Genomic DNA, 22,594 nt, shown 5'->3' with positions numbered 1-22,594 from the left:
TGATGCGGAGTCCCGGGCGGCGTCAGAGCGCCGACTCCTTCTCGGTCCGCAGCGCGAGCATGCAGAGGGCGGCGATCGTGGAGCCGCAGGCCATGGCGATCGCTACGCCCTGCAGGCCGACGCCGCTCTCGAACAGGAAGCCGGCGATGACGGGGCCGAGCGCGGCGCCACCGCGCCCGATGCCGATCACGAAACCGCTGCCGCTGGCGCGGACCGCGCTCGGGAAGGAGTGCGCGATGAGGGCGTAGAGGGCGCAGACGGCCGAGTTGGTGCAGAAGCCCACCATCGCCGCGACGATGCTCATGGCCAGGATGGTGCTCTGGCCCGTACCGAAGACGATGACCATGACCGAGGACAGCGCCATGCCGATGATCGCGAGGACGCGGGTCCCCATCTTCATGGACAGGAAGCTCAGCAGCAGCCCGCCGCAGAATCCGCCGACGTTCGCCCAGACCAGGACTCCGGCCGCGGTGGCCGGCGAGAACTTCATGTCCGCCACGATCTTCGGAATCCACTTGAGGATGAAGTAGAAGGTCATGATGTGCGCGAAGTACGCGGCCGTCAGCAGGATCGTCACCCGCGCCAGGCGCCCGCTGAAGAGCTGCTTGATCGAGGTCTTCGGGTCGTCCGGAGACGGTGCCGGAAGCATGGGGCTGACCCGGTGGCCGAGCTTGGTCATCGTCGAGTTCACCAGCTCGAGCGCATTGTGTGGACGGCGCTGCACCAGATAACCGACCGACTCGGGAACGATGAACCACACCAGCGGGAAGGCCAGCACGGCGCCCGCCGCGCCGACCCAGAACACCGATCGCCAGTCGCCGGTCTGCTCGAGGAGCGCCGCCGCGAGCATGCCGCCGAGGACCGCGCCGGCCGGGTACCCGACGGCCATGATCGCCACGGAGCGGGTCTTGGAGCGGCTGTTGGAGAACTCACCCGCGATCGCGTTGGTGCAGGCCAGCATTCCGCCGATGCCGAGGCCGGTGAACAGCCGGAACACTGAGAGCGTGGTGACATCGCCGGCCGTCGTGGCCAGGAACATGCCGACCGCCATGATCGCCAGGCAGCCCAGAGTGACCGGCCGCCGGCCGAACCGGTCGGCGAGGTTGCCGATCACGATGGACCCGACGGCCATGCCGATCAGCTCCATCGACAGTACGAGGCCGAGAGCCGCGCGATTGATGCCCCACTCGGCGGCGATGCCGGGGGAGGCGAAACTGATGGACAGGACGTCGTAGCCGTCGAGGGCGTTGAGCAGGACGCACACCCCGACGATCAGGATCTGCCGGGTGCGCATCGGGGAGTGGGCGAGGACGACGCGGGGGTCGTGGGAGGCGGAGACGTCCTGGGACTGGTCCGCCACCGTGGGCTTCTCGGACATGGAGAAAGACCTTTTCGTGAGGTTCCTTGCGGAAGAGAGGTGAACGGGTGGGGGCGGGCCCGTCAGGCGCCCGCGGACGACGGGGTGGTGAGCAGGGCGTCGAGGACGAGGACTCCCTCGCCCGCGGGGCGGACGACCACCGGGTTGAGGTCGATCTCCGCGATCGACTCCTCGGCGGTCATGACGGCTCCGACCGTGGTGACCAGCCGGGCAGCGGCGGTGATGTCGAGCGGAACCGAGCCGCGGAATCCGGTGAGCAGCGGGGCTCCCCGGAGCAGGCGCAGCTGCGCCTCCACCTCGTCCGTGGACATCGACGCGGGGAGGAGCCGCACGTCCCGGTGCAGTTCGGCGGTGACGCCGCCGAGGCCGACCAGAACCACCGGACCCCAGCCGGGCTCACGCCGGGCGCCGATGATCAGCTCGGTCCCCGATGCTCCCATCGCCTCGACGAGCGCACCGTCGAGCACGATGGCGGGGTCGTATGCGGCGACGTTCCGGTGGAGTTCCGCCCATCCGGCCCGGACGGCGTCGGCGTCACCGAGTGCGAGGAGGACGCCGCCGGCCTCCGACTTGTGCGACAGGTCCGCCGATTGCGCCTTGAGCACGACGGGGTAGCCGACCTGCTCCGCGATCTCCACCGCCTCGTCGGCGCTGGCGGCGAGCCCGCCGTCCGGGAACGGGACGCCCGCGGGGGCGAGGAACTTCTTGGCCCGGTACTCCGGGACGACGCCGCCGCCCGCGGGCAGGACGCCGGTGACGGGTGCACCCCGCCCACTGCCGCTGCTGGATCGCGCGTCCGCCGCCGCGGCGGCGGTGAGTCGCGCGACCGCGCGCAGGACGCGCTCGGGGGACGGGAAGTAGGGGATGCCCGCGGCGCGCAGTTCCTCGACCGCGTCCATGGGGATCGGCGCTCCCTCATCCATGCCGGCGATGATCACCGGCTTGGTCGGCGTGATCGACCGCAGCGCGTCGCGGATCGGCGGCATCTTGATACCCGCGGTGACCGGATCGGTCTGGATGATGTCCACGATCACCGAGCCGAACCGGTCGTCGGCCACGGCGGCGAGCACCAGACGGCGGTAGATGTCCGGATCGACCAGCCCCTGCGCGGTGATGTCCATCGGGTTGCTCAGAGCGACGAAGGGCGGCAGCGCCGCACGCAGCTCGGGGAACTCCGCGTCGGTCACCGTCGGAAGGGGCAGCCCGACGCGTTCGGCGAAGTCGAGCGTCAGCGCCTTGAAGGCACCCGACTCGCCGATCACCGCCGGCCCGCGCTCCCCCATCGGAGGGCACCGGAGTGCGATCTCGCCGACGTCCGCCAGTTCCTCGAGGGTGTCGACGAGGATGACACCGGCCCGCTGCACCAGTGTCGACATCACGGCGTGATCGCCCGCCATCGCGCCGGTGTGCGTGGCCGCGGAGCGCCGGGCGGCGCTGGAGGTTCCGGGATGCAGGAGGACGATCCGCTTGCCGGCGGCCAGCGCGGCCTCGGCGGCGGCGAGGAACCGCTGCGGATTCCGGAACTGTTCGACGAGCATCAGGATGACGCTTGTGTGCTCGTCCGCGGCGAGGTGATCGACGAAGTCCTCGACCCCGGTGTTGGCCTCGTTGCCGGTGGACACGGAGAGGGAGACGGGGATCCCGCGCGCGGCGATGATCACCGACAGCACGGCCACCATGGCGCCCGACTGCGAGACGATGCCGAGCGCTCGATCGGCGCCCGTAGGGCTGACCGTGGTCTCCACGAAGGTCAGCGCGGCGTGAGCATCGTGGTTGACCAGGCCCAGGCAGTTCGGGCCGAGCAGGAGCATCCCGGCGTCGTTCGCGATCCGGGTGATCTCCGCCTGTGCGGCCCGGCCGGCGTCGTCGCTCTCGGCGAACCCGGCGGAGAAGATCACGCACGCCCCGGTGCCCCGGGCAGCGAGGGTGCGGACCGCGTCGAGGACGGCGGGTCCGGGGACCGCGAGGACGGCGCAGTCGATGTCGCCGGCGATCTCGGTGATGGATCCGACCGCCTGCCGGTCGCCGATCGTCGGGCGATTCGGATTCACCAGGTGGATCTCGCCGGAGTAGCCGCTGCGCTCCAGATTGGAGAGCACCGACGCACCGAGGGCCCCGGGCTTGGTGGAGGCACCGACGATCGCGACCGAGCGCGGTTGCAGCAGGCGGTCGATCGAGGTGCGGGACGTGGGGATGGTCTTCATGGGGTCACCTGCGGGTTCGGTCGTTGTCGACAGGGAGAGGTTCGTCAGGGAAGGGCGGCGGACTGTTTGAGCGCCAGCAGGTCGCGGAGCGCGCGATCGCGCTGGGCGCGGATCGTCTCGGTCCGGTCCTCGCGCCCGTCGGCCGCGAGCTCGGCGTCCACACCGGCGACGATCTTGTCGATCAGCGCGGGGGTCAGTTCGGGCTGCCCGAGGTCGTCCCACCACCGGAGCATCGGCGGGCCGAGGTGCTCGAGGACGTGCCGCATACCACCGTCGCCGCCGGAGAGGTGCTGCGTGGCGAACGGGCCGAGCAGGCCCCACCGGAGGCCCGGACCCCAGGCGATCGCGATATCGATGTCGGCGACGGTCACCGCCCCGATGTCGACGAGGTGGTAGGCCTCGCGCCAGAGCGCGGCCTGCAGTCGGTTGACCACGTGGCCGGGGATCTCCGCGGCGACGCGGATCGTCCGCTTACCGAGCCGCTGGAAGAAGTCCTCCGCCTCGTCGACCGCCGGTGCCGCCGTCCGCTCCCCCGCTACCAGTTCGACCAGCGGAATCAAGTGCGGCGGGTTGAACGGGTGCGCGACCAGGACCCGCTCGGGATGGCGCAGGCCATCCGCGACCTCGCTGATCAGAAGTCCCGAGGAGGAGGTCGTGAGCAGCACGGACGGCGAGGTGTGCGCGTCGAGGGTGCGGAATATCTCGCGCTTGATCGACAGCCGCTCCGGCCCGGCCTCGATGACCAGGTCCGCCGACGGTGCCGCCGCGGCCAGATCCGTCACGGTCTCCAGGCGAGCGAGCGGCCCGGTCTCGGCCTCGGTGCCGGTCTCGGCCAGGTGCGCGGCGATGTGGCGCCGTGCGGTCGCGTGCGCATCGACATCGGGGTCGACGACGGTGACGGCGAACCCGTGACGCAGCAGGTCGGCGGCCCAGCTGGCTCCGATGGCACCACCACCGACGACCAGCACGTGGTCGATGTCCTTGGCCCCCATCACTGATCCTCGGCGGTGGCGGCCGGCCGGCCACGGGTCAGAAAGGCCTGCATCCGGGCCTTGGCCTCATCGGTGCCCTGGGCCACGCCCGCCATCAGCGCCTCGATCAGGTAGCCCTCGGCCTGTCCGGCCTCGGCGATCCGGGGAAGTGCCTGCAGGACCGCGAAGTTGGTGACGGGCGCATTGGCGGCGGCCGCCCGGGCGAGGGTCAGTGCCGTGTCGAGACCCGCACCGTCGTCGACCAGGTACTGCGAGAGGCCGATCCGTTCGCCCTCCGCCCCGTCGTACCGGCGCCCCGTGAGCATCATGTCGATCATCCGGTCGACGCCGATCAGCCGCGGTACCCGCACCGACGCGCCGCCGCCAACGAACAGTCCATGCTGACCCTCGGGCAGCGCGTAGAAGGTGCTGCGCTCGGCGATCCGGACGTGCGCCGCGGACGCCAGCTCCAGACCACCGCCGATGACGGCGCCCTTGAGGGCCGCGAACACGGGGACATGCGCGTCACGGATCGCGCCGAGCGCCCGGTGCCACATCCGCGAGTGCTGCACGCCCTCGAAGGTGCTGCGCTCGTCGAGCTCGGAGAGGTCCAGGCCCGCGCAGAAGTGCGCGCCCTCGGCGCACAGCACCACCGCGCGGACGTCCCTGTCGAGGGTGGAGAAGAACTGCTCGATCGCGAGCACCGTTCGGTCGTCGAGGGCGTTGCGCTTGTGTGGCCGAGTGATCTCGAGGATCGCCACGGCACCGTCGCGACGGGACGCCAGCGACGAGGGTACGGCCTCAGTGGCGTCGGGGGTAGCGGTCATCGGCACTCCTTGGGGTGGGATCGATGCGCAGCAGCGCCTTCTCCGGATCCTGTGACTCACGCGGCTCGAAGAGGTGAATGTGATGCGCGATACATTTAGAATATCAGGATTCCTGATAAGCACAAGGGGTTCCCGACCACCTGTGCGGATCGCGCACACGGGTCGCATCCCGTGCGCGAGCTAAAGTCATGTCTGCACGTCGGCACCGACTCGGGCGCCGATCCGGAGTTGTGGAGTTGTCCAGATGGTGGTGGCGCGAACGCGAGGCGGTAGTACTGACGACGTCGCCGGCGCGAACGAGGCGCCGGGGGCGGCGAAGCCCTCGCTGATGTACCTGAGCAAACTGCTCGAACAGGTCGTGCGGCACCGACTCGACCATGCGCTGCGTCCGTACGGGGTGACCGCGCCGCAGTACACAGCGCTCACGGTGCTCGGGGCGCGACCGGACAACACGATCACATCGGCGGTACTCGCCCGGCGGAGCTTCGTCACCGCGCAGACCATGCACGACATGGTGCTGTCGATGGAGCGCAGCGGTTGGATCACGCGCACTCAGGACACCGCACACGCGCGGCGCAAACTGATCCGGCTCACTGCCGAGGGGCGTCACCTGCTGGCAGAGGTAGCCCCGCAGATCGCCGACCTCGAGGCGACCATGCTCGCCGGGCTCGATGAGGCGGAGATCGATCAGTTCCGCGGGCTGCTGACCAGCTCGTACCGGGCGCTGGCGAGTTCTGCGCCGTCGTAGGCCGGCCCTACTGTCCGGCGGTCAGCCGCCGCAGCACCCCGCGGCACCGTCGACCTCGCGCTTCTCGCGGGTGATCCGGTTGCGCTCGGCGAGCTCGTCGTCGGCGGGGTAGTCCACGCGCACGAGCGTCAAGCCGCAGGCGGCGGCCACGTTGATCGCGCTGGAGCGCTCGCGCTCGTCCAGGAGCCCGGCGACCCAGTCTGCCGACCGCCGGCCCTCCCCGACCGCGGCGACCGCGCCGACCAGGGAGCGCACCATTGACCAGCAGAAGGCGTCGGCGGAGACCTCCGCGGTGCAGACCCCGTCGGCGTCCCGGCGCCAGGCGAACCGTTGGAGCTCGCGCACGGTCGTCGCGCCCTCGCGGCGGCGGCAGAAGGCGGCGAAGTCGTGCAGGCCCAGCAGGCGGTCGCTCGCCTCCTGCATACGCGCGACGTCGACGGGGCGGCGCCACGGCGCGGTGTCGCGGGCGCGCAGCGGGTTCGCCCCGTACGGCGCATCCGTCAGGCGGTACTCGTAGTGCCGGCGCAGCGCCGAGAAGCGGGCGTCGAACTCCGCGGGCGCCTCCGCGATCGCCGTGACCCGCACGTCCTGCGGCAACATCCGGGCAAGCCGACGCACCAGACCGTCCGGCAGCGTGGAATCGGTGTCGAAGTGTGCTACCTGGCCCGTCGCGTGCACGCCCGCGTCGGTCCGGCCGGCGACGGTGAGCTGCACGTCGGTCCGCAGCACCGTCCCGATCGTCTCCTCCAGCACACCGCACACGGTGCGCCGCTCGGGCTGGCGGGCCCAGCCGCTGAAGTCGGTGCCGTCGTAGGCGATGTCGAGGCGGTAGCGAGTCATGTCGCGGGTGATCCTACCGCCCGATCCGCGCGGTTCCGGCCACCCACCGGCGACCGGAACTCACGATGTCGAGTCCTGGTGCGACGCAGGTGCGGAACGCACCGTGAGGTCGTGGAGGACTCGACATCGTGAGCCGGGGCTACTTCGCGCTCTGCAGGTCCTCGCCCTCGATCACTTCGGGGTCCTCGAGTGCCACTGTCGCGCGGTTGGACTTGCTTCCAGTCTCCGGGAGCGTGAAATAGACGACGAGACACAGCGACACGATCACGATCATGTACACGGCGACCATCATCGGGTGCCCGGCACCGACGAACGCGGCGGCGATCAGGGGCGCGGTGCCACCGAAAACGGCGATCACCAACTGGTGCGAGAATCCGATGCCGGAAACCCGGACGGACGCGGGGAACAGCTCCGCCTGAATGGTCGGGTACACCGCCTGCCAGATGCCCAGCACGACCCACCCGGACGCAGCGACGATGACGTAGATCCAGTATCCGGGCGTGTTCAGCAGCAGAAGCAGCGGGTAGAACAACACGATCATTCCGATCGCTCCGACGATCGGGAAGATCTTGCGCCGACCGAGGCGGTCCGAGAGCGCGCCGCAGGTCGGTACCACGACGACGAGCAGGATCAGCCCGATGACACTGCCGGTCAGGGTGGAGGACTTATCCCTACCGGTGGTGAGCTGAGCGAAGGTCGGCAGGAACGTCGCCCAGGTGTAGTAGGCCACCGCGGGCGCGGACAGTGCAGCGGTCTGCAGCAGAGCCTTCGGGTGCTCCCGCATCAGCGCCAACAGTCGCTTCGGTGCGGAGATCTTGTCCACCTCAGCGGCCGCTTCGAACTCCGGGGTCTCCTCCGATTTGGCCCGCAGGACGAGGCCGACGAGGCCGAGGACACCGCCCACGAGGAACGGGATACGCCACCCCCAGGCCGCCAGGGTCTCGGCGTCGAAGACGGCGGTGACGAGTGCGGCGGAACCGGTTGCCCCCAGGGTCGCGAGACCGCTGGCCATGTTGGTGAAGGACCCGAACAGGCCCCTCCTGTTCGCGGGAGCGTGCTCGACCATGAACGTGATGGCGCTCTGCTGTTCACTGCCCGCCGAGATGCCCTGAATGACGCGGGCGATCACGAAGAGAACCGGCGCCGCATAGCCGATCGTGACGAAGCCGGGAGTCAGCCCGATGATCAGTGAGCCGGCCGCCATTCCGGAGACGGACAGCGTCAGGACCACTCGCCGGCCGTAGCGGTCGGCCAACGGGGAGATGATGATTCCGCTGAAGGGACGCACGACGAACCCGATCGCGTACGTGACCAACGCCGCCATCAAGGATGCGAACTGTGAGTGGCTGGGGAAGATCTGGGGAGCGAAGATCGCTGCGAGCAGCCCGTAGATGTACCAGTCGTACCATTCCACGAAGTGGCCGATGGTGCCGGCGATCAGGTTGATGGGGCGGCGTGGGCGATCCGTCACTTCAGGAACTCCTGAAGGGCTCGAGGCGCCGGAAGCGTCGTGGGGTTTCGTCATGTGAACGGTCCTTGCATCATCTGGGGTGGTTGGATTCCCCAGGAGGGGGTCGGATTCTTCGGGCGCGTTTCCCCGATGACGCGGGACGAGCGCCGAGCGCCCTATGGGCACACTGGATTCGCGAATGCGATGTACGCTAATCTATCCGCGGACGGAGCGAGAACGGCATGAGTCATCGGCTCGCCACCGGCGGTGGTGTCGCGATATGTCGTGAACGCCACCCGTACGTCGGTGGCAGGTGTGATCAGGGCCCGGCGGTGCGGGCCGAGTACTAGACGTCGTTGGTCACGAGACGTCGTTGGTCGCGTGGCTCGCCCAGATGCGGCCCTCCTGTTCGTACGTGGGCAACCCCGAGACCTCGAGGATGCGGTCGAGCAGCCGCTGCGTGGCGACGGCGTCACGCCCGGAAGTCAAGGGCGACTGGCGATCCGCCAACCGGTCCAAGAAGTGATGCACGGCTTCGGCGAAGCCCAGGGTCTCGGTGGCGGTCGACCAGCCGAACGCCTCGGCACTGAGCCGCCGGGTGGTCGTGACACCGTCGACGGTGACCGAGACCGATTCGGGTGCGCGCACTTCCGCGGATCGTCCGGCTCCGTAGGCATCGAGCTTCTCGTTCCATTCGCCCGCCGTGCGCGCCGCCATCAGCACGCCGGTGTTCCCGGTGTCGAACCGGATGAGCGCGGCGGTCCCGTCCTCCTGCCACTGATCGTCACCGGCCGTGTGCGCGGCCACCTCCACGGCCTCGCCGCCGCAGTACCAGCGGAGCAGGTCGACCATGTGAATAGCGTTCTCGAACGTCGCGCGATACTCCGATCCCGGCCGGTTCTTCTGCGCGACGCAGAACGATGGTCCGGCCGCACCGAAGGGCTCCCTCCCGGCCACGTACACCGGGGCGTAGCGGCGGTTGAAGTCGATCATCAGGATGCGGCCGCGTTCGTCGGCCAGATCGGCGAGGCGCTCCGCCTCGTCGACGGACGGCGCGAGCGGCTTCTCGCAGAACACGTCCACATCCCGTTCGAGGCACGCCTGAACGGCGTGCGCGTGCTCCGAGCGCGGGGTCAGCACGAAGACCGCGTCGAGATCCTGGGCCGCGAGCATGTCCTCGACCGTGCTGTACGCCGACCCGAAGCCCCAGCGGCGCATCAGCGGCCCCGGGTCCGGGCGGCGCGAGACGAGTGCGGCGAGCTCCACGTCGTCGCGCTTGACCAGGGTCGGCAGCTGCGCGATCGCGGCGATGTTCCCTGCGCCGACGACGCCGATGCGTGTCCGCTCCCGCGTGCTCATCGCTGGCCCTCCGCAGCACTCGGCTCAGGCAGGAGGGCGCGGAGCGCTGCCACCGCCCGGGCGAAACCGACCGCCGGCTCAGGGAGATCCTGTGGATGCCAACGATACTCGTACTCAAGGGTGAGGACGTCGTCGTAACCGAGCGCGGTCAGCGCCGGGAGGATGTTCCCCCAGGGGACGACACCGTCGCCGACGACCCGCGAGCGCACCGCGCGCTCCGACGCCGCGACGCGCGCGGTCTCGGAGGCCTGGAACGGCGCGTCCGGGTCGGTGAAGACGAGGTCCTTGACGTGCACGTGGCCGATCAGGTCGCCCTGGATCCGCAGCGCCTCCTCGTAGGGTTCGTCGTGGGTGAACGTGAGGTTGGCTTGGTCGTAGAGGACCCGGACCGCCGGGTGGTCGACCTCGCGCACGAGCTGGGCCGTCTCCGCGGCCGATCGGGTCATGGTCCCGAAGTGGTTCTCCACACACAGGACCACCCCGGCGTCGGCCGCTTCCGGTGCCAGTGTGCGCAGAGCCTCGGCCAGCCGGTCCCAGTGCGCCCCGTGGTCCTGGTCGCCAGGATGCCATGAGCCCGCGTAGACGCGGAGCCGGTCCGCTCCCAGAAGCTGGGCGATCTCGATGGCGCCACGGAACTCATCGACCGCGGGACGCCACTGGGCGTCATCGAGGGCGTTGATCGCGGTGGTGTACGGCGTCATCCCGACGATCGGCAGGCCGAGGTCGTCCGACACCTGCCGAGCCTGCGCGGCCGCGCTGCGGCCGCGCAGCGGCAACCCGGAGCGGTAGTCGTCCTGATAGATGAGCTCGGCGGCGTCGAGGCCGGCGTCCGCGAAGAGCGCGAGCGCCTCCGGGACGGTCTGCTCCGGGGTGCCGAGAGTGTGGCCTGCGATACGCATGGTCACTGGTCCTTTCTAGTGTTGTCGTTCTCATCCGCCGCTGCACGCCAGTCGGAGGAGCCGACCAGGGGTGGCGGGGCGGCCACCCTGGAACGGTCGACGATCTCCATCAGCAGTCCCCACGGCGTGAGGAAGTAGCACCATCGATTGCCCGCAACGCGGGGGCTGTCGCCCGCGACCTCCTTACGATCGCCGAGCACTCGCACGCCCGGAATCTCGCGGAGCGCCGCGAGCGCGTCGTCGACGTCGTCCACCACGAAGCAGAGGTGGTGCCCGCCGGCGTCGCTGTGCCGGGGGTGTTCGGTGCGGCGGTCGGAGCTGCTCCACTCGAACAGCTCCACGTTCAGGTTGGGCGGCATGCGCAGCATCGCCAGGGTGAGGCGTGCATCGTCCGGCACCGCGAAGTTCTCCGGCATGAACGCCGAATCCGGCCCTCGGGTGGAGCGATACAGTTCCTCCGCCCCCAGCGCCTCGACGAAGAATGCGACAGCATCGTCGAGGTCGGGCACTGTGAACGCGACGTGGTCGGCGTATCGGAGGCCCGGGATCCTGGGCAGCCGGCCGACTGCGCGCGCGGTCATGAGCGCGGCTCCGCGGTCGAGGCGCGCACGAGGAGTTCCGGCGTCAGAACGACGTGGTTGACCGATCCGTCGGCCGCCTTCTTCTCCGCGAGGTCGATCGCAATGTTCCCCATGTCGGAGATCGGCTGGCGCACCGTCGTCAGGGCGGGGTTGTAGCGCGCCCCCAGGGCGAGTCCGTCGAAGCCGATGACCGAGACGTCCTCGGGCACGCGCACACCGCGGGCGGTGAGCGCGGAGATCACTCCGAACGCGGTCATGTCGTTCGCCGCGATGATCGCCGTCGGCTGGTCGGCCATCGCGACGAACTGGGCCGCCGCCCGGTCACCCGCCTCGGTGTCGGTACCGCTGTCGAGAATGATCGGGTCACCGTCGACCAGCTCGACGTAGGCGTCCAGGCGTTCGTGGGCGGTGTGCGTGCCCGAGATGCCCGAGACGTAGCCGATCGTGCGATGGCCGAGCGAGCGCAGATGCTCGAAGGCGAGCTCGACACCACGGCGGTTGTCGACGGTGACGCTCGGCACCGTCGAGTCCTCGTCCACGCGGTCGATGATGACCACGCGGTCCCCGAAGCCGAACTGGTTCAACGTGTCGATGTCGACCCGCGTGGACGGCGCGACGACGCCGAACGGTGCGTACAACGCCTGCATCGCGGTCAGGTAGCTGGCCGTCCGCTCGTTGTCCCCGTTCGTGATGCACAGCAGCAGCTGATATCCGCTGTCCCCTGCGGCCTGGGCCATCGTCTTGGCCAGCTCCGCGTAGAACGGATTGGTGATGTCCGGGACGATGAGTGGCACGAATGCGCTGGTCTTCGTGCGCAAGGCCTGCGCCAGCGGGCTCATGGTGTACCCGAGTTCCGCGGCGACGCGCAGGATGGTTTCCCGGGTCTCCGCCTTCACCGCCTCCGGGCGCGAGAACGCGCGCGACACCGTCGAGCGGTGGACGCCCGCCGCCTTCGCGACGACGTCGATGTTCAGATCGGCCATCACTTACCCTCTTCTCGTTCCGCCGCGTAGGCGTGCCAGATGATCCTCATGACATCTTCCAACTCGCCCAGGGTCGGCAGTCCGTGAAAGCCCTCATCGAGTGAGCGCGCGACTCGACGCACGAACGGATCGTGAAGCGGATCGCTGTCCACGTCGATGACTGCTCGTTCGGTGCGGCCGTCGAGCGCGGTGAACACCGCGGAACCGTCCGACTCGACGGCGGCGAAGCCCGCCTCGCCCGCGGATGAGTAACTGCAGTAACGCTTCAGCGGCGAATCGGGGAACGCGTACCCCACCTCGACGATCGCCTCGCTGCCGTCCGGCGCGCTCAGCAGGAGGGTCGCGTGATCCTCGACCTTCCCGGCGTGCAGCCTCGACGACAGCCTCGCGGTCACGTCCGCGGTCACATCGGCACTGCGCTGCAGGAACAGGTCCGCGAAGTGCGGCCCCAGGTTCGCCAGGCAGCCGCCACCCGCGCGCTCGGGGTCGAGCATCCACGGGTTGCCGTTGCGCTCGTACCGCTTCGGCGGGCCGGCCACGAAGGAATACCGCTGGTACACCGGCCGGCCGGCCTTCATCAGCCAGCCGTCCACGGGACCGCCGCGCTGGATCAGGGGCACTGCGGCAGGGACGCGCGCGTCCTCGGCCGCGCGGCGCACCTCCTGCAGCTCGGCCAGCGAGGTGCCCAGGGGCTTCTCGACGACGAACGGGATACGTCGCTCGATCAGTGCCAGGCACGTCTCCGCCATCCGGTCGTGCGGCCCGAAGACGTACGCGAGCTCGAGGTCGGGCAGCTCCAGCAGTCGGCGCCAATCGGCGTCGACCGGGGCGCCCCACAGGGCGGCGAGGTCGCGGATCTGTTCCGGATGCTCGTCCGAGACCCCGACGACGTCGTGCACCTCGGCGATCGTCGGCGCGTACAGCGGAACGTGCCAGTGCGAAGCGCCGATGACGATGGTGCGGGCCCGGGTCATCACGTCCCCCTGCTGGGTCGAACCTCGATCATGTCTACATGACTCCAATGAGATCGGTTGCTGAGATCGGTTGCATTGACCATAGGCGGCGTGCAAGAGTGTTGTCAATCACCTTTACGCCCCCGAGAGATGCGCCCCACACGTCATTGCCCGGGCGACGGACTGCGTGATCGAGGACGCCTCGACACCACGTGGCCGACGGCTACATCGGGCTCCGACGCAGCACATCACTTACTCATCCGATCGAGAGGATGCCTCGACATGATCATCAATACGTTCTCGTTCCTGTGGACGACGACCGCGCAGGAGGCCATGGAGCGGTTGATCAAGCACGGGTACAAGACTTTCGAGGTACCGATCAGCTCGCCGCACTGCTGGCCGGACGAACTGTCCGCGGCGGACCGCGCGGCCGTCGGAGCGATGCTCGATGAGTCCGGCGCCCGCATCAGATCGCTCAACGCCGGCGGGTACGACATCAACCTGGCCAGCCCCGGTGCCAACATGCGCCGCAAGAGCATCGAACACATCGCGTCGGTGATCGACCTGGCTACGGCGTGGGGCGTCCCCGACGTCGTGATCTCCCCCGGGACGCGGCGCCCGATGATCTCACCGTCGCTCGATCGCGTGCACGGCTGGTTGTCCGAGAGCCTGGAGACAGTGATCCCGATGGCCAGGCGGGCCGGGGTGCGGCTCCTGATGGAGAACACGCCGTACTGCTTCACGCCCACCATCGGGGAACTGGTCGCATTGGAGAAGTCTGTCGACGACGACGCCCTCAAGATCGTGTACGACGTCGCCAACGCCGCGTACATCGGCGAGGATCCGGTCGCAGGGCTGCTCGAGCACCACGATTCGATCGCACTCGTCCACATTTCTGATACGGGCGTGGACACCTGGGGTCATGACCCGATCGGTACAGGGGTGGTCGATTTCGAGGGCCTGGGCCGCACCGTCGAGTCGACATGCGGCGTGCACAACGTCGTTCTCGAGATCATTCGCGAGGAGAACCCCCTGGATGAATTCGCCAAAGCGATGCGTGACCTCGACGACAGAGGCTGGAAGGTGAGCACGCCGGCCTGAGACGCCCGCGCGAGAGTGCACCACATCAATCCCCCATGCAAAAGAGAGTGTTCGATGAGAGTTCTGGTCAGTGGAGCGAGTAGCGGTATCGGAGCGGCGACGTCTGTCAGGCTCGCGGAGGCGGCGCTGGCACGCGGCGTTCAGCCCATGGTCGCGGTATGCGGACACCGGTCGAACGGCGGACAGGAGGAGGTCGTTCGTGCAATCCGGTCATTGGGCGGCACCGCCATCGGCTTGACGGGCGACCTCGGCGACCCCGACGTGCCGGGCCGGCTGGTCGAAGCCGCGGTCACCGAATTCGGCGGCCTGGACGGGCTGGTGGCCAACGCCGGGATCGCCAGCCCCGGCACGATCTGCGAGATCTCCCTCGAGGACTGGGATCACATGTTCTCCGTCAACCTCCGTGGCGCCTGGCTCCTGGCCAAAGCGAGCTACCCGCACCTGAAGGACAGCCGCGGGGCGGCATGTTTCACCTCGTCGATGTCGGGCCGGCTACCGCACGCCGGATCAGGTGCCTACAGCCCCGGCAAAGCCGCATTGACGATGCTAGCCCGAACGCTCGCGCTCGAGTGGGCCCCCGACGGCATCCGAGTGAATGTGGTCTCCCCCGGCATGACACATACGTCCATGACCGAGAAGATGTACGCCGATCCCCAGATCAAGAAGCAACGGGAAGCCATCATCCCCCTGGCACGAATCGGGGAACCGATGGACATCGCGAACGTCATCGAGTTCCTGATGGGCCCGCTGTCGGGTTACGTCACCGGACAGGACATCTGCGTCGACGGCGGCTTCTCCTCGTCGATCCTCAGCCATATTCCGGGCCGCCCCAGCTCCGGCTCCTGACCGGCGTCTCCATCTCGACCGCCTGATCTCACCCCAGAACCGATAGGACTCCCATGTTCACCAAGCTTCAGACCCTGCGCACGATCGACGAATCCGGCGCCGTCCTCATCGTCCGGCTGCCGGACGCGGAGACCGCGGAGCGGGTCGCGCACGCCGCGATCGAGGGCGGGTTCCGCGCCCTCGAGATCACGCTGTCCATTCCGGGAGCCGTCGATCTCGTGCGCCGGCTGTCAGAGCAGTACGGGTCGCAGGGCATCGCCGTCGGGGCCGGGACGGTGCTCGACGGCTACGCCGCGTACGAGTGCATCCGCGCCGGCGCCACGTTCCTGGTCAGCCCGCAGCTCAATCCCGAGATGATCCGGGTGGCGAACCGCTACCAGGTGGCCACCGTCAGCGGGGCGTTCACGCCGACCGAAGCGCTCGAGACGGCCGAGGCGGGCGCGGACATCGTCAAGCTGTTCCCGACGGAGAACGCCGGAATCCCTTACGCCAAGGCACTTCTCGCACCGCTGGCACATCTGCCCGTCATGCCCGCGGGCGGTGTGACCACCGAGAACGTCAAGGACTGGTTCGCGGCAGGTGTCGCAGGCGTCGGTGTCGGCAGCGCCGTCACCAAGGCCTGGCAGCCCGACGGCGACTTCACCCGGGTCACCTCGGCCGCCCGTGACTTCCTGGCCGCGGTCCAGGACGCACGGCGATGACCGCGCCGGCCCTGCGCATCGTCATCGGTAGCGCCGGCTCCGGCAAGTCGACGATCGCCCAGCATCTCGCGCGCGAGCACGCGGCCGCCTACCTCGACAAGGACGCGATGAGCGCCAAGTTCGTGGAGGCCGCCCTCGTAGCGGCCGGCTACGACCCCGGCGACCGCGAGTCCAACGCCTACTACCTGGAGAAGCTGCTCCCACTGGAGTACGACTCCCTGCTCGACGTCGCCGGCGCCAACCTGCGCCTCGGCCGCCCGGTCGTGATCGACGCACCCTTCAGCCCCTTCTTGTCCGATCCCGGTTACATCACTGCGGCCGCGGACCGCTTCGACTGGCCGCCGGTCGACATCGACGTGGTCCTGGTGCGCGTCTCCCCCGAAACCCTCCGGGATCGCCTCCGCGCACGCGGCCTGGAGCGGGATCGCTACAAGCTCGCCCACTGGGACGAGTACTGGGCGGAGCACGGGGCACGGGCGTGCGCCTGGAAGGGCGTGCGGCTCTCGGAGGTCTCGAACGACCCGGAGCGCGGGGACCTCGTGCGTCCCGCAGTCGGAGGCCCCCGATGATAAGCGGAACGACGACGCTCATCGCCCACCTGGGATACCCCACCACCACGTTCAAGTCATCGCTGGTCTGCAATCCGTGGTTCGAGGCGAAGGGGATCGACGCCGCGGTCGTCCCGATGGGGGTCCGGCCCGAGCACTACCCGGACTTCTTCCGGTCGGTGTTCTCACTCACCAACATCCGAGGCGCACTGGTCACCATGCCGCACAAGGTGACGACGATGGGGCTGGCCGACGTGATCAGCCCGACCGCGGCGATCGCCGGCGCGACCAACGCGGTCCTCCTCCGGGACGGCGAGCTGATCGCCGACCAGTTCGACGGCGAGGGCTTCCTCCGCGGAGCGTTGCGCAAGGGTTTCGACCCGGCCGGTAAACGCGCCCTGGTCGTCGGCAACGGCGGCGTCGGTTCACCTATCGCGGCCTCGCTCGCCGGGTCCGGCCTGGCGGCCATCGGCCTGTACGACCCGGATTCCGCGGCCTCCGAGTCACTCGCGCGGCGGATCGGCGAGCACTACCCCGATGTCCGGATCACCATCGGATCGAAGGATCCCGAGGGCTACGACATGATCATCAACGCCACCCCCATCGGGATGAAGGACGATGATCCGATGCCGGTCGACGTCGACCGGATCGCGCCCGGTGCTTATGTCGGGGATGTGGTCCTCAAGACGGAGATGACGCCATTCCTCCGGGCTGCGCGGGACCGGGGCTGCCCCGTTCAGGTGGGCAGCGACATGCTGTTCGAGCTGATCCCCGCGTACCTGGAGTTCTTCGGTTTCGGCCTCGCCACCCCCGACGAGCTCCGCGCCACCGCTCACCTACCGTCGTGAGTGCAGGAGACACCCGCCGCCGGCCGCGCCCTGACCTCCGACCGGCCTCACGATGTCGGGCTCGGCGGGCGTGGAAGTGCGCAGGCGCATGTCTGATTGCGAAGGACCCGACATCGTGAGCGGCGTAGCGTCGGGACGGTGAACGAGACCGCGCAGACCGTGACCGTGACCGTCGGCGTCCCGCCCGAGGTGCTGTTCGCCGCCCTCACCCGCCCTGCGATGCACGCGGCGGCCGACGGCTCCGGCATGCTCCGCGGGGTGTCCGAGGACGGCCCGGAGACGATCACCGGCGCAGGCGAGACCTTCGGCATGGAGATGACCGACGAGCAGGGCCGGCCGTACTCGGTGACCAACCACGTGACCGTCTTCGATCCGCCCACCCGGATCGCCTGGCTGCCCGCCGGCCGCGGGCGCGAACCCATCGGGGTGGAGTGGTCCTGGGAGCTGGTGCCCGAGGGCGCCGGGACGCTGGTCGCCGTTACCTGCGACTGGTCGCGCGTGACGAACGAGGCCTACCTCGCGCGGTTCACCCTGCCCCGGGTCTCCGCAGCGCAGGTGCGGGGCACCGTCGACGCGATGGTCGCGCTGCTGACCGACTGACGTCACCGACGACGAAGGCCCGCCACCTGCGAGCAGGTGGCGGGCCTCGTACGGTGCGGACTTACTTGTCCTCGGCGTCCTTCGACTCCTCGGCCTCGGCCGGAGCCTCGTCGGCCGGAGCGGCCTCGAGGGCGGGCTCCTCGGCGGGAGCCTCCTCCTCGGCCTTGATCTCCTCCGCCTCGACGGCGGCGGACTTGGCAGCGGCCTGCGAGGCTGCGACGCGGGTGGCGCGCGAGGCCTCGGTGGCGGCGAGCTGCTCGGTCACGATCTCGATGACCGCCATGGGGGCGTTGTCGCCCTTGCGGTTCTCGGTCTTGATGATCCGGGTGTAGCCGCCCTGACGGTCGGCGACGGCCGGAGCGATCTCCGCGAACAGCACGTGCACGACGTCCTTGTTGCGGATCTCCTTCATGACCTCGCGGCGGTTGGCCAGCTTGCCGTGCTTGGCATGGCTGATCAGCTTCTCCGCGTAGGGACGCAGGCGCTTGGCGCGGGACTCGGTGGTCTCGATGCGTCCGTGCTCGAAGAGCGCGGTCGCGAGGTTCGCCAGAATGTGCTTCTGGTGCGAGGCCGAGCCGCCCATCCGGGCGCCCTTAGTGGGCCTAGGCATTGTTTCTCCTGTGGGTGTTTACGAGCTTGTCAGCTCAGAGCTGCTCGGTCTCGGCGTAGTCCTGATCGCCATCGGCGTCACCCGAGAACGACGGCTCGTCGCTCCAGGTCCCGGTGGCCGGGTCGTACCCGTCGACCTGCGACGGATCGAACGACGCGGGGCTGTCCTTGAGGGCCAGACCCAGCGCGTGCAGCTTGACCTTGACCTCGTCGATCGACTTCTGACCGAAGTTGCGGATGTCGAGAAGGTCGGACTCGGTGCGGGCCACGAGCTCGCCCACGGTGTGCACACCCTCGCGCTTGAGGCAGTTGTACGAGCGCACCGTCAGGTCGAGGTCCTCGATCGGCAGCGAGAACGCCGCGATGTGGTCGGCCTCGGCCGGCGACGGTCCGATCTCGATGCCCTCGGCCTCGACGTTGAGCTCCCGGGCGAGCCCGAAGAGCTCCACCAGGGTCTTGCCCGCCGACGCCAGCGCGTCCCGCGCGGTCATCGAGTTCTTGGTCTCGACGTCCAGGATCAGACGATCGAAGTCGGTGCGCTGCTCGACACGAGTGGCCTCGACCTTGTAGGTCACCTTCAGCACGGGCGAGTAGATCGAGTCGACCGGGATGCGGCCGATCTCGGCGCCCGACGCCTTGTTCTGCACGGCCGGCACGTAGCCGCGGCCCCGCTCGACGACGAGCTCGATCTCGAGCTTGCCCTTGTCGTTCAGGGTGGCGATGTGCAGGTCGGGGTTGTGGACGGTGACCGACGCCGGCGGGACGATGTCGCCCGCGGTGACGGCGCCCGGGCCCTGCTTGCGCACGTACATGGTGACCGGCTCGTCGTCCTCCGACGAGACGACCAGGCCCTTGAGGTTCAGGATGATGTCGGTGACATCCTCCTTCACGCCGGGGACCGTGGTGAACTCGTGCAGCACACCGTCGATGCGGATGCTGGTCACGGCCGCGCCCGGGATGGACGAGAGCAGCGTGCGGCGGAGCGAGTTGCCCAGCGTGTAACCGAAGCCCGGCTCCAGCGGCTCGATGATGAACTTCGAGCGCGCCTCGGAGATGACCTCTTCGCTGAGAGTGGGTCGCTGCGAGATGAGCATTGAGTCTTACCTTCTTCCTGGACGCCCGCTATATGACGTCCACTTCCGGGGGCGGATGCCCCCGATACGATTACTTCGAGTAGTACTCGACGATGAGCTGCTCCTGGAAGGGCACGACGATCTGCTCACGCTCGGGCACGCGGTGCACGAGGATGCGCAGGGTCGACGGGACCACCTGGAGCCACGCCGGAGCGGTGCGCTCGCCGACGGTCTCGCGCGCGATCTGGAACGGCGTGGTGCCGAGCGACTTCGGGCGGACGTCGATGATGTCGTACTGCGAGACGCGGTACGAGGGAACATCCACGCGGACGCCGTTCACCGTGAAGTGACCGTGGGTCACCAGCTGGCGGGCCTGACGACGGGTACGGGCCAGGCCGGCGCGGTACACGACGTTGTCGAGGCGGGTCTCGAGGATCTGCAGCAGGGCGTCGCCGGTCTTACCCGAGGCGGTCTTGGCCTCCTGGTAGTAGCGGGAGAACTGCTTCTCCATCACGCCGTACAGGAAGCGCGCCTTCTGCTTCTCCTTGAGCTGCAGGAGGTACTCGGACTCCTTGATCCGCGCGCGGCCGTGCTGGCCGGGCGGGTACGGACGACGCTCGAACGCCTCGGAGCCGCCGACGAGGTCGACGCCCAGACGACGGGACTTACGGGTGACAGGGCCGGTATAACGAGCCATGGTTTCTCTCTCCTACCTTCCCTAGACCCGACGCCGCTTGGGCGGACGGCAGCCGTTGTGCGGCTGCGGCGTCACGTCGGAGATGGTGCCCACCTCCAGGCCGGCGGCCTGGAGCGAACGGATGGCGGTCTCGCGACCCGAACCCGGGCCCTTGACGAAGACGTCGACCTTCTTGACGCCGTTCTCCTGCGCCTTGCGGGCAGCGTTCTCGGCGGCGAGCTGCGCGGCGAACGGGGTGCTCTTGCGCGAGCCCTTGAAGCCGACGTGGCCCGAGGAGGCCCAGCTGATCACGTTGCCGCTGGGGTCCGTGATCGAGACGATCGTGTTGTTGAACGTGCTCTTGATGTGAGCGTGGCCGTGCGGGACGTTCTTCTTTTCGCGACGACGCGAAACGCCCTTCTTCGCGCCCGTGGCGCGCGACTTCGGAGGCATTACTTCTTCTTTCCGGCGATGGTCTTCTTCGGACCCTTACGGGTGCGAGCGTTGGTCTTGGTGCGCTGGCCACGCACGGGCAGGCCACGACGGTGGCGGATGCCCTGGTAGCACTGGATCTCGATCTTGCGACGGATGTCGGCCTGCACCTCGCGGCGCAGGTCACCCTCGACCTTGTAGTCCGTGCCCTCGATGTAGTCACGGAGCTTGGTCAGGTCCTCGTCGCTGAGGTCCTTGCTGCGCAGATCCGGGCTCACACCGGTCTCGGCGAGAATCTCAGTCGCGCGGGTACGGCCGATGCCGTAAATGTAGGTCAGTGCGATCTCCATGCGCTTCTCGCGCGGGAGATCGACACCCATAAGACGTGCCATTGTCTGGCTGTTCCTTCTCTTCGTTCGGAGGTCTGCTCCCCGCCCGTCCTCGTTGGTTCCGGCGCTTTCACGCCGGCCGAGGCCCCGGCCTCCGAGCCGGGGGTCCGCAGGGGCTCGTCTGCCCCCGTTGGTGCGGAGAGGTCATCACATGTTCAAGCGGTGAACCGCTCGAAGCGCAGTGATCAGCCCTGACGCTGCTTGTGACGCAGGTTCTCGCAGATCACCATGACCCGGCCGTTACGGCGGATCACCTTGCACTTCTCGCAGATCGGCTTGACGCTGGGGTTGACCTTCACGTCAGTCCTATCTTCAGTGTTTTCCACGCCGTACCGCTAGCCCGGAACGACGCCACGGCAGGCACGACGAAGCCGCGCACGCACGCGATGATCCAGTGTACGCTCCGCTGCCCGGCCGCCCAAATCCGCTCCTGAGCAGGCACACATGCTAGCCTCAGGTTCGGCCGTTGATGCACTATTCGCCACTCCCGATTTCCCTGTTCCGGCACCTCGATCTCCGAAGGACCCGCGATGCGCCTGTCACTGACCCGCCGCCTGACCGTGGCCGCCACCGCCGTGCTCGGCGCGACGGCCTCCGTCCTCGCCGGCGCTGCGCCGGCGTCCGCCGCACCGCGCGTCGTCGTCGGCCCCGGCTCGGAGATCGACATCGTCCAGAAGGAGACGGCCGAGGGCATCGAGGTGGCCGCGTGCACCGTCGGCGTCCTCGCCTACGCCCCGGACGGCCGCCGCGTCGGCGTCACCGCGGGCCACTGCGGCAAGGTGGGCCAGGAGGTCACCGTGCCCGCCCCCGGGCAGGCCCGCACGCTGATCTCCGTCGGCCGGTTCGAGAAGTCCTCGAACCCGCCCACCGCGATCGTCGACGGCCGGGAGGTCTCGACCGACGTCGCGCACCCCGACTGGGGCACCGTCTCCTTCAAGGCGGGCGTGCCGCTCGTGAATCAGCTGGGCAAGGCGGCGCCGCGCTCGCTCGGCAAGGCCCGCATCGGCGACAAGGTCTGCAGCCAGGGCCGCACCAGCGGCTGGGTCTGCGGCACCGTCACCGACGTCACCGCCAACCGCTTCCGCACTGACCTCAAGCTGCGCTCCGGCGACAGCGGCGCGTCGCTGATCCGCGTCGCCGACGGTGCCGCGCTCGGCATCCACGCGACGGGCTCGTCCCGCCCGGGCAACGACGGCTCCGAGGTCTCCGACTACTGGGATCTGGGCTTCGTCCTCGCCCAGGCCGGCGGGCTGCGCCTGGCGGTCTGAGCGCCCCGGAACGACGAAGACCCACCCCGCGGGGTGGGTCTTTCTCGTATCCGGATACGTACTACGCGGTCACTTGTACCGGTAGACGATGCGCCCGCGCGTCAGGTCGTACGGGGAGAGCTCCACGACGACCCGGTCCTCGGGCAGAATACGAATGTAGTGCTGCCGCATCTTGCCGCTGATGTGTGCGAGCACCTTGTGCCCGTTCTCCAGCTCGATGCGGAACATTGCGTTGGGGAGCGGCTCGACGACGCGGCCCTCCACCTCGATGGCTCCGTCCTTCTTCGCCATACCCTCCACGATCCTGTTG

26 protein-coding genes are annotated in these 22,594 nt (G+C 68.9%); 8 read left to right on the top strand and 18 right to left on the bottom strand.

Features of this window, described 5'->3' with window-relative positions:
- Positions 1 to 22 precede the first annotated feature (22 nt).
- The 4 genes from AC21LY_RS05550 to AC21LY_RS05535 form a co-directional block, all read right to left on the bottom strand.
- Complete coding sequence (locus tag AC21LY_RS05550) at positions 23 to 1,378, bottom strand: MFS transporter (protein WP_489045302.1); 1,356 nt, start codon at positions 1,376 to 1,378, stop codon at positions 23 to 25.
- A 62-nt stretch (positions 1,379 to 1,440) separates the two neighbouring features.
- Positions 1,441 to 3,582 (bottom strand): acetate--CoA ligase family protein, encoded by a 2,142-nt coding sequence (locus AC21LY_RS05545; protein ID WP_489045301.1) that lies wholly within the window; start codon positions 3,580 to 3,582, stop codon positions 1,441 to 1,443.
- Between the two features lie 44 nt (positions 3,583 to 3,626).
- Positions 3,627 to 4,574: a 3-hydroxyacyl-CoA dehydrogenase family protein gene (locus AC21LY_RS05540; RefSeq protein WP_489045300.1), complete on the bottom strand. Its 948-nt coding sequence runs from the start codon at positions 4,572 to 4,574 to the stop codon at positions 3,627 to 3,629.
- Positions 4,574 to 5,380: a crotonase/enoyl-CoA hydratase family protein gene (locus AC21LY_RS05535; RefSeq protein ID WP_489045299.1), complete on the bottom strand. Its 807-nt coding sequence runs from the start codon at positions 5,378 to 5,380 to the stop codon at positions 4,574 to 4,576. The genes AC21LY_RS05540 and AC21LY_RS05535 overlap by 1 nt, the downstream gene beginning before the upstream one ends.
- 250 nt (positions 5,381 to 5,630) lie before the next feature.
- On the opposite strand from AC21LY_RS05535, the gene AC21LY_RS05530 reads away from it, so the two are divergent.
- Positions 5,631 to 6,128, top strand: a complete 498-nt coding sequence (locus AC21LY_RS05530) for a MarR family winged helix-turn-helix transcriptional regulator (RefSeq protein WP_489045298.1) — start codon at positions 5,631 to 5,633, stop codon at positions 6,126 to 6,128.
- A gap of 21 nt (positions 6,129 to 6,149) precedes the next feature.
- On the opposite strand, the gene truA is transcribed toward AC21LY_RS05530, so the two are convergent.
- From truA to AC21LY_RS05495, 7 genes are all read right to left on the bottom strand, one after another.
- Entirely contained in the window at positions 6,150 to 6,968 is an 819-nt protein-coding gene (gene truA / locus AC21LY_RS05525) for a tRNA pseudouridine(38-40) synthase TruA (protein WP_489045297.1), read from the bottom strand.
- A gap of 139 nt (positions 6,969 to 7,107) precedes the next feature.
- Positions 7,108 to 8,439: an MFS transporter gene (locus AC21LY_RS05520; protein ID WP_489045296.1), complete on the bottom strand. Its 1,332-nt coding sequence runs from the start codon at positions 8,437 to 8,439 to the stop codon at positions 7,108 to 7,110.
- Between the two features lie 339 nt (positions 8,440 to 8,778).
- Complete coding sequence (locus AC21LY_RS05515) at positions 8,779 to 9,777, bottom strand: Gfo/Idh/MocA family protein (protein WP_489045295.1); 999 nt, start codon at positions 9,775 to 9,777, stop codon at positions 8,779 to 8,781.
- Positions 9,774 to 10,676 (bottom strand): sugar phosphate isomerase/epimerase family protein, encoded by a 903-nt coding sequence (locus AC21LY_RS05510; RefSeq protein ID WP_489045294.1) that lies wholly within the window; start codon positions 10,674 to 10,676, stop codon positions 9,774 to 9,776. Before AC21LY_RS05510 ends, AC21LY_RS05515 begins: the two co-directional genes overlap by 4 nt.
- Positions 10,677 to 10,678: 2 nt before the next feature.
- Positions 10,679 to 11,257, bottom strand: coding sequence for a VOC family protein (locus AC21LY_RS05505; RefSeq protein ID WP_489045293.1), 579 nt, complete (start codon positions 11,255 to 11,257; stop codon positions 10,679 to 10,681).
- Positions 11,254 to 12,240 (bottom strand): LacI family DNA-binding transcriptional regulator, encoded by a 987-nt coding sequence (locus AC21LY_RS05500; RefSeq protein ID WP_489045291.1) that lies wholly within the window; start codon positions 12,238 to 12,240, stop codon positions 11,254 to 11,256. The genes AC21LY_RS05505 and AC21LY_RS05500 overlap by 4 nt, the downstream gene beginning before the upstream one ends.
- Complete coding sequence (locus tag AC21LY_RS05495) at positions 12,240 to 13,214, bottom strand: Gfo/Idh/MocA family protein (protein WP_489045290.1); 975 nt, start codon at positions 13,212 to 13,214, stop codon at positions 12,240 to 12,242. The genes AC21LY_RS05500 and AC21LY_RS05495 overlap by 1 nt, the downstream gene beginning before the upstream one ends.
- A gap of 261 nt (positions 13,215 to 13,475) precedes the next feature.
- Between AC21LY_RS05495 and AC21LY_RS05490 the strand changes: the two genes are divergently transcribed.
- The 6 genes from AC21LY_RS05490 to AC21LY_RS05465 all read left to right on the top strand — a co-directional run bounded on the left by AC21LY_RS05490 (position 13,476) and on the right by AC21LY_RS05465 (position 17,837).
- Complete coding sequence (locus AC21LY_RS05490; RefSeq protein WP_489045289.1) at positions 13,476 to 14,294, top strand: sugar phosphate isomerase/epimerase family protein; 819 nt, start codon at positions 13,476 to 13,478, stop codon at positions 14,292 to 14,294.
- 54 nt (positions 14,295 to 14,348) lie between these two features.
- The gene (locus AC21LY_RS05485; protein ID WP_489045288.1) at positions 14,349 to 15,140 is read left to right on the top strand and encodes an SDR family NAD(P)-dependent oxidoreductase; all 792 of its coding nucleotides are present in this window, start codon (positions 14,349 to 14,351) and stop codon (positions 15,138 to 15,140) included.
- A 53-nt stretch (positions 15,141 to 15,193) separates the two neighbouring features.
- Entirely contained in the window at positions 15,194 to 15,841 is a 648-nt protein-coding gene (locus tag AC21LY_RS05480; RefSeq protein ID WP_489045287.1) for a bifunctional 4-hydroxy-2-oxoglutarate aldolase/2-dehydro-3-deoxy-phosphogluconate aldolase, read from the top strand.
- Positions 15,838 to 16,410, top strand: coding sequence for a P-loop nucleotide/nucleoside kinase family protein (locus AC21LY_RS05475; protein ID WP_489045286.1), 573 nt, complete (start codon positions 15,838 to 15,840; stop codon positions 16,408 to 16,410). The genes AC21LY_RS05480 and AC21LY_RS05475 overlap by 4 nt, the downstream gene beginning before the upstream one ends.
- On the top strand, positions 16,407 to 17,237 hold the full coding sequence (locus tag AC21LY_RS05470) for a shikimate dehydrogenase family protein (protein WP_489045285.1): 831 nt from the start codon (positions 16,407 to 16,409) through the stop codon (positions 17,235 to 17,237). Before AC21LY_RS05475 ends, AC21LY_RS05470 begins: the two co-directional genes overlap by 4 nt.
- 138 nt (positions 17,238 to 17,375) lie before the next feature.
- Positions 17,376 to 17,837 (top strand): SRPBCC domain-containing protein, encoded by a 462-nt coding sequence (locus AC21LY_RS05465; protein ID WP_489045284.1) that lies wholly within the window; start codon positions 17,376 to 17,378, stop codon positions 17,835 to 17,837.
- A gap of 61 nt (positions 17,838 to 17,898) precedes the next feature.
- On the opposite strand, the gene rplQ is transcribed toward AC21LY_RS05465, so the two are convergent.
- From rplQ to rpmJ, 6 genes are all read right to left on the bottom strand, one after another.
- Positions 17,899 to 18,447 (bottom strand): 50S ribosomal protein L17, encoded by a 549-nt coding sequence (gene rplQ / locus AC21LY_RS05460; RefSeq protein ID WP_489045283.1) that lies wholly within the window; start codon positions 18,445 to 18,447, stop codon positions 17,899 to 17,901.
- Positions 18,448 to 18,481: 34 nt separating this feature from the next.
- Positions 18,482 to 19,540, bottom strand: a complete 1,059-nt coding sequence (locus AC21LY_RS05455; RefSeq protein WP_068522636.1) for a DNA-directed RNA polymerase subunit alpha — start codon at positions 19,538 to 19,540, stop codon at positions 18,482 to 18,484.
- 70 nt (positions 19,541 to 19,610) lie between these two features.
- Positions 19,611 to 20,216 carry a 30S ribosomal protein S4 gene (rpsD, locus tag AC21LY_RS05450; protein ID WP_126196472.1) on the bottom strand — a complete coding sequence of 202 codons (606 nt, stop codon included), beginning with the start codon at positions 20,214 to 20,216 and terminating at the stop codon, positions 19,611 to 19,613.
- 21 nt (positions 20,217 to 20,237) lie between these two features.
- Positions 20,238 to 20,648: a 30S ribosomal protein S11 gene (gene rpsK / locus AC21LY_RS05445; protein ID WP_068522638.1), complete on the bottom strand. Its 411-nt coding sequence runs from the start codon at positions 20,646 to 20,648 to the stop codon at positions 20,238 to 20,240.
- Positions 20,648 to 21,019: a 30S ribosomal protein S13 gene (gene rpsM, locus AC21LY_RS05440; protein ID WP_146435040.1), complete on the bottom strand. Its 372-nt coding sequence runs from the start codon at positions 21,017 to 21,019 to the stop codon at positions 20,648 to 20,650. Before rpsM ends, rpsK begins: the two co-directional genes overlap by 1 nt.
- A 182-nt stretch (positions 21,020 to 21,201) precedes the next feature.
- Complete coding sequence (gene rpmJ, locus AC21LY_RS05435) at positions 21,202 to 21,315, bottom strand: 50S ribosomal protein L36 (RefSeq protein WP_024332746.1); 114 nt, start codon at positions 21,313 to 21,315, stop codon at positions 21,202 to 21,204.
- A 231-nt stretch (positions 21,316 to 21,546) separates the two neighbouring features.
- Here rpmJ and AC21LY_RS05430 point away from each other — a divergent pair, with 231 nt between their 5' ends.
- Positions 21,547 to 22,284 carry a chymotrypsin family serine protease gene (locus AC21LY_RS05430; RefSeq protein WP_489045282.1) on the top strand — a complete coding sequence of 246 codons (738 nt, stop codon included), beginning with the start codon at positions 21,547 to 21,549 and terminating at the stop codon, positions 22,282 to 22,284.
- 69 nt (positions 22,285 to 22,353) lie between these two features.
- On the opposite strand, the gene infA is transcribed toward AC21LY_RS05430, so the two are convergent.
- Complete coding sequence (gene infA, locus AC21LY_RS05425; RefSeq protein WP_005140011.1) at positions 22,354 to 22,575, bottom strand: translation initiation factor IF-1; 222 nt, start codon at positions 22,573 to 22,575, stop codon at positions 22,354 to 22,356.
- Positions 22,576 to 22,594: the final 19 nt, after the last annotated feature.

This window comes from Tsukamurella sp. II2bb (genome assembly GCF_057815145.1).
The sequence above is the reverse complement of the archived record's forward strand: the minus strand, read 5'-3'. Positions and strand labels throughout refer to the sequence as shown.